11 protein-coding genes are annotated in these 12,654 nt (G+C 62.4%); 4 read left to right on the top strand and 7 right to left on the bottom strand.

All coding sequences use genetic code 11. The features are described from left to right. Window positions 1-40 precede the first annotated feature (40 nt). Window positions 41-820 (bottom strand): AraC family transcriptional regulator, encoded by a 780-nt coding sequence (locus PHO31112_RS08090; RefSeq protein ID WP_150620025.1) that lies wholly within the window; start codon window positions 818-820, stop codon window positions 41-43. Between the two features lie 127 nt (window positions 821-947). Between PHO31112_RS08090 and PHO31112_RS08085 the strand changes: the two genes are divergently transcribed. After that, a complete protein-coding gene (locus PHO31112_RS08085) occupies window positions 948-1,727 on the top strand; it encodes an alpha/beta fold hydrolase (protein ID WP_150620024.1) in 780 nt (259 codons plus the stop codon). 57 nt (window positions 1,728-1,784) lie between these two features. Here PHO31112_RS08085 and PHO31112_RS08080 read toward each other — a convergent pair whose 3' ends face one another. From PHO31112_RS08080 to PHO31112_RS08065, 4 genes are all read right to left on the bottom strand, one after another. Continuing rightward, window positions 1,785-2,198 carry a PPC domain-containing DNA-binding protein gene (locus tag PHO31112_RS08080; protein WP_150620023.1) on the bottom strand — a complete coding sequence of 138 codons (414 nt, stop codon included), beginning with the start codon at window positions 2,196-2,198 and terminating at the stop codon, window positions 1,785-1,787. Then, window positions 2,195-2,731: a PPC domain-containing DNA-binding protein gene (locus PHO31112_RS08075; protein ID WP_010806982.1), complete on the bottom strand. Its 537-nt coding sequence runs from the start codon at window positions 2,729-2,731 to the stop codon at window positions 2,195-2,197. The genes PHO31112_RS08080 and PHO31112_RS08075 overlap by 4 nt, the downstream gene beginning before the upstream one ends. Further along, complete coding sequence (locus tag PHO31112_RS08070; protein WP_281355087.1) at window positions 2,728-4,335, bottom strand: acyl-CoA synthetase; 1,608 nt, start codon at window positions 4,333-4,335, stop codon at window positions 2,728-2,730. The genes PHO31112_RS08075 and PHO31112_RS08070 overlap by 4 nt, the downstream gene beginning before the upstream one ends. A 62-nt stretch (window positions 4,336-4,397) precedes the next feature. Continuing rightward, on the bottom strand, window positions 4,398-5,564 hold the full coding sequence (locus PHO31112_RS08065) for an acetyl-CoA acetyltransferase (protein WP_150620022.1): 1,167 nt from the start codon (window positions 5,562-5,564) through the stop codon (window positions 4,398-4,400). A 664-nt stretch (window positions 5,565-6,228) separates the two neighbouring features. Between PHO31112_RS08065 and PHO31112_RS08060 the strand changes: the two genes are divergently transcribed. The 3 genes from PHO31112_RS08060 to PHO31112_RS08050 all read left to right on the top strand — a co-directional run bounded on the left by PHO31112_RS08060 (window position 6,229) and on the right by PHO31112_RS08050 (window position 9,983). After that, window positions 6,229-7,248, top strand: a complete 1,020-nt coding sequence (locus PHO31112_RS08060) for a TRAP transporter substrate-binding protein (RefSeq protein WP_150620021.1) — start codon at window positions 6,229-6,231, stop codon at window positions 7,246-7,248. Between the two features lie 15 nt (window positions 7,249-7,263). Then, window positions 7,264-9,126 carry a TRAP transporter large permease gene (locus PHO31112_RS08055; protein ID WP_246177875.1) on the top strand — a complete coding sequence of 621 codons (1,863 nt, stop codon included), beginning with the start codon at window positions 7,264-7,266 and terminating at the stop codon, window positions 9,124-9,126. Between the two features lie 101 nt (window positions 9,127-9,227). Continuing rightward, window positions 9,228-9,983, top strand: a complete 756-nt coding sequence (locus PHO31112_RS08050) for an SDR family NAD(P)-dependent oxidoreductase (protein ID WP_150620019.1) — start codon at window positions 9,228-9,230, stop codon at window positions 9,981-9,983. Between the two features lie 115 nt (window positions 9,984-10,098). Here the strand turns inward: PHO31112_RS08050 and PHO31112_RS08045 are convergent, their stop codons facing one another. Further along, entirely contained in the window at window positions 10,099-10,908 is an 810-nt protein-coding gene (locus PHO31112_RS08045) for a fatty acid hydroxylase family protein (RefSeq protein WP_150620018.1), read from the bottom strand. A gap of 266 nt (window positions 10,909-11,174) precedes the next feature. Continuing rightward, window positions 11,175-12,557, bottom strand: a complete 1,383-nt coding sequence (locus PHO31112_RS08040; RefSeq protein ID WP_150620017.1) for an MFS transporter — start codon at window positions 12,555-12,557, stop codon at window positions 11,175-11,177. Window positions 12,558-12,654 lie beyond the last annotated feature (97 nt).

Below are 12,654 nucleotides of genomic sequence, written 5' to 3'. Positions count from 1 at the left end.
CATCCGGGACATCCCGATGGGTCTGGCAGATCGCCAACGCTCAATCCGACCCCGCGAGATACCGGCTGGGCGCCGCGCCCAGCACATGGCGAAACGCCGCCGTGAACGCGCTCGGACTGCCATACCCCAGATCGAGCGCGACACGCGTCACGGGCTGCCCGTCGTTCAGCCGCGCAATCGCGGCCAGCAGACAGACCTGTTGACGCCATTCGGCAAAACTCACGCCCGTCTGCTCACGAAACCGGCGCGTGAATGTGCGACGGCTCATCGATGCCATGGCCGCCGCCTCGTCGAGACCTGTCGCCATCGAGGGCGCAACGAATACCGCCCGGCAAACGCTTGCGAGCTGCGCATCGTCAGGCAGCGGCGCATGTAACGACAGACGCGGCATCGCGGCCATCTCGGCAATCAGCAGCGCCATGAGTTTGCCGTCGCGCGCGTCTTCGTCATACATCGGCGGCAGATCAACGGCGTCTTCCAGCAACTGCCTGAGCAATGGCGAGACCCCATATACGCAGCAGCGATCCGGCAAACCGGCGGCCCCCGAGGCATGCGGCGTCACGAAGGTATTGAGCATGGTCACGGGACCGCTCATCGTCATGGCGTGCGAGACGCCGGCGGGCACCCAGCAAGCGCGTTGCGGCGGCACGAACCACCGCCCCTGCGGCGTCGACATCGTAATCATGCCTCGCGACGCGAACGCAAATTGCCCGCGCGCGTGGGCATGCTCAGGAAATGTAAGTCCCGCCGGGTAGTCGTTGGCCGTGACCACCACGCTTCGCGGCAGATGTTCGTAGGGATCGATCAGCGTATTTCGCATGGCCTGAATTCTACAGACAATGACCCGGCATCGGCAGCGGGCACCCCACGGTGTCACTACGATTGGCGTCGTTATCCGGCCGCCATCGCGTGCGCCGGATGTCTCAACGCCTGCCCCCGGAGTCGAAATGCCCAATACTTATCACCGCGCCGGTCACGGCCCGCACGCTGTCATCGTGCTGCACGGCTGGTTCGGCGACGCTCGTTCCTTTCATGTGTGCGAGCCGTGGTTGTCGCATGACGAGTTCAGTTACCTCTTTATGGACTACCGTGGTTACGGCGGCATGCGCGACACCCCCGGCGCCTATACGATCGCCGAGATCGCGCAGGACACCATCGATCTGGCCGATGCCCTCGGTCTGTCCACCTTCAGCCTGATCGGCCATTCGATGGGCGGCATGGCCATCGAGAAGGTCGCGGCCCTCGCCCCTCACCGCATACGCAAGCTCGTGCCCGTCGCCCCGGTGCCCTGCGGCGGCGTACCGTTCGACGCCACCCGGCGCGCGCTGTTCGAAGGCGCGGCAACATCGCTGAGCCAGCGCAAGACGATCATTGCGCGCAGCACAGGCTTTCGCCTGCCGCCGTCATGGATTGCATGGAAGGCGCAATACTCGGCGGCGCATTCTTCCGCGCTGGCCTTCGCGGCCTATTTCCGCGCCTGGGCCGACACGGACTTCAGCGATGCGCTTCAAAGCACGCTGCCGGTCAAGGTGCTGGTTGGTGAAAACGACCCGACGTTCAACGCCGCACTCATGACGCAGACGTACTTGCGACGCTATGTGCACGCCAGCGTCGAAGTCCTCGGCAACGCCGGTCACTATCCGATGAATGAGACGCCTCTCGCACTGGTCGCCGCGATCGAATCCTTCTTGCGAAGCGACAACGAAACCACCACACAGCCTCATTGAAAAATGGGGAGTCCTCGGACTCCCCATTGGTCTCGCGCGGAACACCGCTGGCTGCCCCTACGCCGGCAACCACTCCTGCAACGTCACTTCGATAGTGATGAACGACAGATTGCCGCCACGCACGAAGCGTCCCGCGAACATGCGTCCCTCCGTGTCCGCCACCATGCCGTGCAGCATGGGCAGCGCGTGCGCGGCATCGGGCCGGACATCCACCTCGCCGAACACATTGAGGATTTCCACGCCGGGGCCGCTCACCAGTTGCTCACGCCAGCCGTCACCCGCGCGAAACGCCAGACGTGCGTCGATCAGACTCCCCACCGCGCCGCGCACGATAGCACGCGAGATGCCATGCTCCGCGCACAGCGCCTCGATGCTCTCCGTCAGATCCTGGTTCGGTTTGAGACGTGCCACGACCAACCTGCCCAGCGTGCCGTTCTCGATGGCCACCGGAACATCCAGCGCTGTACTCATGAGAGACCTCCGGCGACGGGATGGAGCAGGTGAAAGCGCGTCTCGTCGTCGTCTGCGGTCACGTAGCCGCCGTGCTCGAACAGACACAAGCGAATCACCACAGGCTCGTCTCCGGCCCAGGTGTGATCGAGAATCAAATGACCGCCATGCAATTCGCCGCACGGGTCGGAAAACCCCGCATGGCAATGCAACAACGTGGCGCCGTCGGCCGTACGGCCAACCGTGATCGCGCCGCCGATCAGATCCACCTCCCGGGTTTCGTCGACCGGCGCCCCATAACCGAAGGGACGCTCCGTGTCTGCGGTGTTCTCGATCATGTGATACCGCAGACCTCGCGCGGTGCCCGCGCAGAAGCGGCCGACGCCGCCGCCATACGCATAGCGGGATAACGCCGCGCGTAAGGCCTCTCCGAGATTCGCACCAGACCGGATCGTCACGCGCAGTTCGTGCTGCCCGCTCAACACGCAGTCTTCCACACGGGGTAACGTGGGGGCGCCTGCATGCCGATAGATCCGTGAAAGCGCAGGTTTCATAGTCGATAGTCTCCTTGCTCTTCGAGCATCGTCTTGATTTGCTTCTTCACGATCTTGCCGTAGCCCGACTTGGGCATGGCATTCCAGAAAATGAAGCGACGCGGCCACTTGTAGCGGGCGATGCGCGCTTCGAGATGTCCGAGCAGTTCATCGGCCTGAGTGGCCATGCCCTCCCGTGCGACCACCACCGCGAGCCCGCTCTCGCCCCACTTGGGGTCGGGTACGCCAAGCACCGCGCACTCCGACACTGCCGGGTGCGTAAGCAACGCTTCCTCGATCTCGCGCGGGTAGACGTTCGAGCCCCCCGAGATGTACATGTCCGAGGCGCGTCCCGTGATGTACAGGAAACCCTGCGCATCCACATGCCCGAGATCGCCGGTGTGGAACCAGTCGTCCTTGAACGCCTTGGCGTTCGCGTCCGGATTGTTGTGATACCCCATGAAGACCGCCGGCCCGCGCACGCAGATCTCGCCCGAGGCGAACGGCGGCTGACGCTCGCCGTGCTCGTCGAGAATCGCCACCTCCATGCCGGTGCGCGGCACGCCGCAAGTGCCGATGCGCGCGTCGGGCGCGTCGTCGTCGTCGCTGTGCAGCCACGGCGGCAGTACCGTGATGTTGCCCGTCACCTCGCCCAGCCCGTAGTACTGCACCAGCACGCGGCCCAGCTTTTGCAGCGCGTATTTCTGATCCGCGCGATACATCGGCGCCCCGGCATAGATCACAAAGCGCAACGAGCTATGGTCGTAACGATCCACGGCCGGGTCTTCGACCAACATCTTGACGATGGTCGGCACCGTGAACATGTTGTCGACGCGATAACGCTCGATGGCCTGCCAGACCTGCTCCGCGTCCATCTTCTCGCCCGGCAGCAGCACGCTGGCCGCCCCGCGTGCCGTATTCACGATGGCGTGAATGCCCGCCCCGTGCGAGAGCGGCGCCACCACCATCGAGCGGCTGCGGTAAGTGATGCCGGGCATCAGATCGGCCAGATGATTGGTGACGACGAAGGCCATCTGCCCATGCGAGAGCACGCCCGCCTTCGGATGGCCGGTCGTGCCCGATGTGTAGAAGAACCACAACGGGTCTTCGTACTCGACTTCCGCCTCATAGCCGGGGGCGCCGAGGTGTTCGGCCACGAGTGTCTCGTAGTGCAGTTCACCCGCGCGCGGCGCACCGAGCGCAATGACATGCCGCAACGCCGGCGACGCGGCACGCACAGCGTCGACATGCCCCTCGAAGCCCGCGTCGTAGATCATCACGCAGGCGCCGCTCGATTGCCCCAGATACGCGGCTTCCGGTGCCGTGATACGGAAGTTCGTCGGCACCCAGACCGCGCCCAGCCGAAAAGCGATCCACGCACTCTCGAAGATAGGCAGGTTGTTGCGCGAATGCACCAGCAGCTTGTCGCCCTTGCGCACACCCAGCTTGCGCAAGGCATCGACGGCGGCGTTCACGCGGGCGTCGATCTCGCCCCACGTGCTGACCTTCTCACCGATGATCACGCCGGGTTCGTCAGGATGACGCCGGGCAACGTCGGCCAGCAGCCGGCCGAGATTCATGACCTTCTTGAGCATTTCGCTCGTCTCCTCTTTCTTCTTTCTCAGTCTTGCTGTCTGTCTTGCCCGGCCAACGCCGGGCAGCCTGCCTGACACTGTCGTGCAACGTATCAGCGCGCTTCGAGAATGCTCACGTAGTTCGCCACCGCCGCCCCGCCCATGTTGAAGACGCCCGCGAGCTTTGCGTTCGGGATCTGCATCTCCCCCGCAGACCCTGTCAGTTGCATGGCGGCCATGACGTGCATGGAGACGCCTGTCGCCCCGACCGGGTGACCCTTCGCCTTCAACCCGCCCGACGGATTGACCGGCAGCAGACCGTTCTTTTCGGTCAACCCCTCGGCCACCACGTTTGCGCCCTGCCCCGGCTTGGCAAGCCCCATCGCCTCGTACTCGATGAGTTCGGCGATGGTGAAACAGTCATGCGTCTCGACCAGCGACAGGTCTTTCAGCGAGACGCCGGCAACGCCCAGTGCCTGACGCCAGGCGTGCTGCCCGCCTTCGAACGCCAGCGGATCACGACGCGAGAGCGGCAAGTAGTCGTTGACCTGCACCGCCGCGCGAAAACCGACGGCCTTGGGCATCGTGCGCGCTACGTCGGCAGACGAGATCACGAGCGCGGCGGCGCCGTCCGACACCATCGAGCAATCGGTACGCTTGAGCGGCCCGGCCACGAACGGATTCTTCTCGGAGACGTTGCGGCAGAAGTCGTAACCGAAGTCGCGACGCATGTGCGCATAGGGATTGACCGTACCGTTGCGATGGTTCTTCGCCGCAATGCGTGCGAGGGCATCGGACTGATCGCCATAGCGGTCGAAGTACGCCTGCGCGATGGTGCCGAACACGCCCGCAAAACCGCCCGGAATGTCAGCCTCTTCGCGTGCGTAGGAACATTTGAGCAACACCTCGCCGACCTGCGGCGTCGCCAGCTCGGTCATCTTCTCGAAGCCGATCACGAGCACGTGCGTGGCTTTGCCCGCTTCGATGGATTGCAGTCCGCCGTACACGGCGGCCGAACCCGTCGCGCACGCATTCTCGTAGCGCGTGGCCGGTTTGAAGCGCAGTCCGGGAATTCGGTTGAAAACGAGCGACGACGGGAAGTCCTGATACAGGAAACCGCCATTGAAAGTGCCGACGTGAATGGAATCGATCTGCTCGGGCGCAAGGCCTGCGTCGTCGAGCGCCGCCTGTGCGACATCGGCCAGCAAGACTTCGGCATCGACGTTATCGAGTTTTCCGAACTGGGAGTGGGCCCAGCCGGTAAGGCATGCAGCAACCATGAAGTGTCTCCGGAAAAATGGGGTCATCCAGACTCCGGTGAGCAATTTCGATGCCAGACATGGGCACCTCCTCACGCCGATGACACGCTAACGGCATCCACGACGCATTGCGGCTCGATTGCGAGGCTCGCGCTTGTGGCGCTTTCGCGATTGACGTAAGCGTAAAGCCGCACCCACTACGGCATCAAGTGAATTCGGATGCACACCAAACGAAATGAATTTGCTGTGCCGCAACACAACCGGCCAGGCGCGGTGGCATGCGACACCTGTCGCATCGCTGTCGCCGATCACATGCGACAGGTGTCGCAAGGCGGGCGACAAATGCGACAGGTGTCGCACTGCATCCGGGCGCCGATCGGACTCACCTCGCGGATGCAGCAAACGGCGTTCGCAGCGCCGATGTGCCGCCACGGCAGATTCCGCCAAATAAAAGGAAGCGCAGCGAGGCGACGCGCCAAACGCGGGATGTCACGAGTGCTTAACGAGATAAGGGTTTTCCCGCTTGGGGGTGCGATCTGGCATTCGACTTGCGTAAGATAGCCAAGCCACTTGCGAGCCGCCTCACGCTTGCATTCGGAGTTGGCCGGGGCGTTGCAGGGCAACACGTCCGCACGCCTCGCGCATCAGACGCAGTCACCAAACCAATAATCAGGAGACATGCAGTATGAGCAATATGGACCGCCGCCACTTCATCAAGGTTGTGGCCGCCACTTCGGCCGCTGCCGCCACGGGGTTGTATCAGACACAGGCCCGCGCCGCGGAATTCACGCTGAAGTTCGCCAACAACCTCCCCATCAGCCATCCGATGAACATTCGCGCCAAAGAGATGGCGCAGAAAATCGCGGAGCAATCGAAGGGCCGTATCGACTTCCAGATCTACCCGAACAACCAGCTCGGCACCGATAGCGACATGCTGAGCCAGATCCGTTCGGGCGCCATCGATTACTTCACGCTCTCGCCGCTGATTCTCGGCACGCTGGTGCCCGCGGCGCAAATTTCCGGCGTGGGCTTCGCGTTCAAGGATTACGGTCAGGTGTGGGCGGCGATGGACGGCGACCTCGGTGCGCATGTGCGCGGCCAGATCGCCAAGACATCGGTGTTCGCCTTCGACAAGATCTGGGAAAACGGTTATCGCCAGATCACCACGAGCAGCCGCCCGATCAACTCGCCGGCCGACCTCAAGGGCCTGAAGATCCGTGTGCCGACGAGCCCGCTGTGGACGTCGATGTTCCGCGCCTTCGACTCGTCGCCCACGTCGATCAACTTCGCCGAAGTGTATTCGGCCCTGCAGACGCACATCGTCGAAGCGCAAGAGAATCCGCTCGCGCTGCTGACCACGGCCAAGCTGTACGAAGTGCAGAAGTACGTGTCGATGACGAACCACATGTGGGACGGCTTCTGGTTCCTCGCCAACAAGCAGAAATGGGACAAGCTGCCCAAGGACTTGCAGGCGATCGTCACCGCCAACGTGAACGCGGCAGCGATGGCGCAACGCGACGACGTGCGCAAGCTCAACGATGGCGTCATGGCCGAACTCAAGCAGAAGGGTCTCGTGTTCAACGCACCGAACAACGAGCAATTCCGCGAGAAGCTCCGCGCCGCCGGCTTCTATGCCGAATGGCACAAGAAGTTTGGTGACGAGGCGTGGGCCACGTTGGAAAAGTACACCGGGAAGCTCGCGTAAATGGAAACGTTGACGATGACGGCCGAGCCGACGCACGCGCTCGCCCGCCTCTTCTGCCACGTCAACCGCGCGGTGATGAAAGTCACCGAAGCGGCTGCCGTGCTGCTGGTGGTGGCGGAAACTCTCATCCTGCTCGCGGGCGTGATCTCGCGTTACGGGTTCGACAATCCGATCACCTGGTCGGACGAACTGGCGCAGATTCTGTTCATCTGGCTATCGATGCTCGGTGCGGTTCTGGCGCTCGACCGGGGCGAACACATGCGCCTGTCCGCCATCGTCAACAAACTCCCGGCGGCATGGCGCGACTGGTTCCAGACCATGGCCGCGCTCACGGTCTGCGTGTTCGTCGCGCTCATCATCATGCCCGCGTACACGCATGCCATCGAACAGATGGACATCACCACGCCCGCGCTCGAAATCCCCGACGGGTTGCGCGCCGCCGCCCTGCCAGTCGGTGCGGCGCTGATGCTCATCGCGGCCATCTCGCGCATGGCGCGGTGCTCGACGCTGCGTCAGTTCGGTCTTGGCGTGTTGGTCGTTGCCGCGCTCGGCGCTGCACTCTGGCTCGGCCGCCCCGCCCTCATCGCGATGGGTAACTACAACCTGCTGGTGTTCTTCGTGCTGATCGTCGGCGCATGCGTGGCGGGCGGTATTCCGATCGCTTTTGCCTTCGGCACGGCAACGCTGGCGTATCTGGCGCTCGTGACCGACGCGCCACTGCAAATCGTCGTCAGTCGCATGGACGAGGGCATGTCGGGCCTCATCCTGCTGTCGGTGCCGCTGTTCGTGCTGCTCGGCGCGCTGATCGAGATGAGCGGGCTTGCCCGCAGCCTGATCGAATTCATGGCCTCGCTGCTCGGCCATGTGCGCGGCGGCCTGCAATACGTGCTGCTCGGTGCGATGTTCCTGGTCTCGGGAATTTCCGGATCGAAGGCTGCCGACATGGCAGCCGTCGCGCCGGCCCTCTTCCCCGAGATGCAGCGGCGCGGATCGAAACCGGAAGACCTCGTCGCACTGCTCTCGTCGACCGGCGCCATGACGGAGACGATTCCGCCCAGTCTCGTGCTCATCACCATCGGTGCGGTGTGCGGCGTGTCCATCACCGCGCTCTTTGTCGGCGGCCTGCTGCCTGCCGTCATCGCCACGCTGGCCATCGTCGTGGTGTGCTTCACGCGCTCGCGCAAAGAGGCCCCCAGTGCGGCACGCCGTGCGCCGTGGAGCGTGATCGGCAAGACGTTCATCGTGGCGTTGCCGGCACTCGCCTTGCCGATTCTGATCCGCACGGCCGTGATCGAAGGCGCCGCCACGGCGACGGAAGTGTCCACGATCGGTATCGCCTACACGATCGTGATCGGCCTGCTCGTCCATGCCTTCAAGAAGCACCTGAACTTCAAGCGCCTATATCCGCTTCTGACGGAAACGGCGGCACTTTCCGGCGCCATCCTGCTCATCATCGGCATGGCCACGGCCATGGCCTGGGCGCTCACGCAGTCGGGCTTCTCCGCCAAGCTCGTCGGGCTGATGCATGGTGTGCCGGGCGGACAGATCGGCTTCCTGCTCATCTCGATGGTCGTGTTCATCGTGCTGGGCAGTGTGCTGGAAGGCATTCCGGCCATCGTGCTGTTCGGGCCGCTGCTCTTTCCGGTCGCCCGCTCGCTGGGCATTCACGACGTGCATTACGCGATGGTCGTGATCCTGTCGATGGGCATGGGCCTGTTCGCACCGCCGCTCGGCGTCGGTTTCTACGCCGCGTGCGCCATTGGCAAAACGTCGCCGGACAAGGTGTTCAACCGGATGTGGACCTACATGGGCGCGCTGCTCATCGCACTGCTTATCGTGGTCTTCATCCCCTGGATCTCGATCGGCTTTCTGAAGTAAGACACCCCCACTAACGTTTCTCGATATTACCGACGGGCTCCGCCGCGCTGCTGGCGGCGGAGCCCGTGCTGTAGAAGTCAATAAATTTAGGAGTCCATAGCATGACGGAGAAGGTAGCAGTTGTTACAGGCGGCGGCATGGGTATCGGCGCCGCTATCTGCGAACGGTTGGTGAATGACGGCATGACGGTCGTTGTCGCCGATCTGAACGAAGACGCGGCGGGCGATACGGCGGCGAAGCTGAACGCGGCAGGCGGCAAGGCGTGGGCGCTGAGGATGAATGTGGGCGACGCCGCATCGATTGCCGATGGCTTCGCTCAGATCGCGCAACGGTATGGCCGTTGCGATGTGCTCGTGAACAACGCGGGGATCGCCAAGACGTTCCCGTTTCTCGACTATCCGCTCGATCACTGGCACCAGGTGATGAACGTGAACCTCACGGGCACACTGCTGTGCGGGCAGCACGCCGCGCGACTCATGCGCGAACAGCACTGGGGACGGATCGTCAATCTGGCGTCCGTGGCGGGCATTCTGGCCAGCGCGGGACGCACGGCTTATGGAACGTCGAAAGCCGCCGTCATCGGTCTCACACGCCAGATGGCCATCGAACTCGCGCCCTTCGGCATTACCGCCAACGGCGTCGCCCCCGGCCCCATCGACACGCCGCTCACGCAGGTGCTTCACTCCGACGTTTCACGACGCAACTATACGGAGACGACGCCACTCGGCCGCTACGGGCAACCGAGCGAAATCGCAGGTGCGGTGAGCTTCCTCGCCTCGGACGACGCGTCGTATGTCACCGGCCACATCCTGCCGGTCGACGGCGGCTTCGTCGCCGCCGGGATTCTGGAGATCTGACGCGGCGCCGTCCAATCTTTCCGCATGACCGCGATAGACACGGGGCGAGTCCTGTCTATCGCGGTGGCCCCGACGCGCGACAGACGCTCGCGCATCGCGCGTGGTGGCATACCGGTCAGAGGGCCGTCATTGCCCTGCGTTCCTCGTCGGTGAGGATCGGGCCGTCCAGCGTGACTTGCGAGTGATCGTCCTTGAACTTTGCGATGATCGGTTTCAATTCGCTCTTGATGTGCTTTTCGCTGTAGCCATTGAAAAGATGGCCGATCAAGCCCCGACGCAAATCGCTGCTTCCCATATACCAGTCGGCAATCGGGAACGTCAGATTCATGTTGTATTTCATCATGATGCCCATGTTGTGGTGGGCGGTGTGATGGCGCCGAATGGTGTTGATGAACGGCATGTTACGCACGAACCAGTTCTCGTGACAGTGGCAACAGTAGTGGAAGGTTTCATAAATGACGTACTGACCGACCATGGTCAGGAACACCATCCAGCCAGCGTTGGCGTTCAGTATCCATGAGGTCGCATAACCGACGACCCCGCCGCCAACACCAAGCGTCATCAGCACGCGCCATGGGAAGAACACGATTCGGAACTCACGCGTCGTGTCGATCGTCGACAATTGGTCGGTGAAGTACTGATGATGCTGGCGTGTATGCCGGTTGTAGATCTCGCGCAGGCCCCACACATCCACGCGACGGTGCATGACGAATCGATGCATGAACCACTCGACGAAGTTGCCTGTCAGAAAAACCGGAACGATCAGGCACCATTCCCAAGTCGGATTCTGCAAACGGCTGACGGCATACCATACCGCGCCAATCGCCACGACATACATCACGATGATATGCAGCATGCCGTTGTACATCGGGCTTATGTCGGACTTGTATTGTTCCCTGAACTTCAACTGACGCTCTGTAACCATGACTTGTCTCCTGTGTCTGAATCAACGCGAATTACAAAATAAACAACTAATATATTAGTTAAATGAAAACAAAAATCATCTGAATGGCATTCACTGTTTGGGAAAGTGGAATCGATGAAGTGATTCGGGATGGACGTTCGTGCCGTGGGTACCGGAGAAGGTGCGTCGACCGGCCCCACTGGCTTCAGGCGCGGTCGACGCCGCAGTTCCGCGCGGCGGGGACCGCGCCCCGCCGGGTCAAGAACAGGTAAATCTCCAACAGCGGGTCAGTGCGAAACGTCCTCCAGCGAACGGCCCTTCGTCTCGACGCCAAGCAGCAGTACGGCCAGCGCGGCAATCACGAAGGACAGAGCCCCCATGGTGAACACCCCCGTTTGTCCCCAGGTCGGGAGCAGCACGCCAATGGCGAAAGGGCCGGCGAGAGAGCCGACGCGTCCGATGGAGGAGGCAAAACCCGAGCCCGTTGCACGGGTACGGGTCGGGTAAAGCTCCGGTGTGTAGGCGTACAACACAGACCACATGCCGAAGAGAAAGAACTGCATCAATAGCCCTGTGGCAATCAACTGCTCGATCGGTGCCTTGTTGCCTGCCGCCTGACCGTATAGATAGGCGGCGAGCGCACTGCCAAGCAGCATCAATGCGCAGGTCGGCTTGCGTCCCCATTTCTCCAGCAACCAGGCAGAGAAAAGGAAGCCGGGGATGCCTGCCAGTGAGATATAGACGGTGTAGAGCACGGATTTGGTGATCTCGTATCCGGCCTGCTGCAGCAATGCCCCCAACCACGTTGTCAGCCCGTAGTAGCCCAACAGCGCGAAGAACCAGGTGGTCCACAGCATGACCGTTCGCTTCGCATACACGCCGCGCCATATCTCCGAAAAGAGCGCCTTCCGGCCGGTCTGCTGGTGCCGCACGCCCGGCACGACGACGGGCGCTGGCAACTTACGGCCATAGGCCGTCTCCACTTTGGCTTCGATGTGGTTCATCACGTCCGCCGCTTCCTTCATGCGCCCTGTGTCTTCCAGCCAACGAGGCGATTCGGGCACCATTCGCCTGACCACGAACACGAAAACGGCCGGGATCGCCAACGCGATGAAGATGCCGCGCCACCCGATCACCGGGAGCATGAAGTAGGAAAATGCGCCAGCCGCGATGAAGCCGATGGGCCAGAAACCTTCGAGGATGGCCACATACTTGCCGCGACTTCTGGCAGGAACGATCTCTGAAACCATCGAGAGACCGATCGGGAACTCCATGCCCATACCGAAGCCGAGCAGGACGCGGTACATCATCAGCGACTCGACATTGTGAGCAAAGCCGCACATCAGGCTGCCGGCCCCCCAGAAGAGCATGCTGACCTGAAAGACCGGCTTGCGCCCGAACTTGTCCGCAAGAAGCCCCGCGGTGGCGGCGCCCACGAACATGCCGAGAAAGCTGGAACTGGCGAGCAGTCCTGCCTGCGAGGCGGAAAGGCCGAACTCCGCCTTGATCGAACCGAGTACAAACGTCATCAACCCGAGATCCATGGAATCGAAGAACCAGGCGGTGGCGATGATAGAGAAAAGCGTTCGTTGATAGTTCGTCATCGGGAGTCGCTCTAGACGCGCGACGACGTCAACACCTAGCCGCGACGCGGCTGCGGACATATCCATGCTTGTGTCTCCTCCGTTGTATTCTACTGATAGTCATCTAACATATTAGACATCGAAACGCAAAGTGACCGGTGCGTCCGGCCGAATGGCGAATTGT

The sequence above is a fragment of the Pandoraea horticolens genome, assembly GCF_902459555.1.
In the GTDB taxonomy this organism is placed as follows: Bacteria; Pseudomonadota; Gammaproteobacteria; order Burkholderiales; family Burkholderiaceae; genus Pandoraea; species Pandoraea horticolens.
Note: the sequence above shows the minus strand (reverse complement) of the source record. Positions and strands in the feature narration are given on the sequence as shown.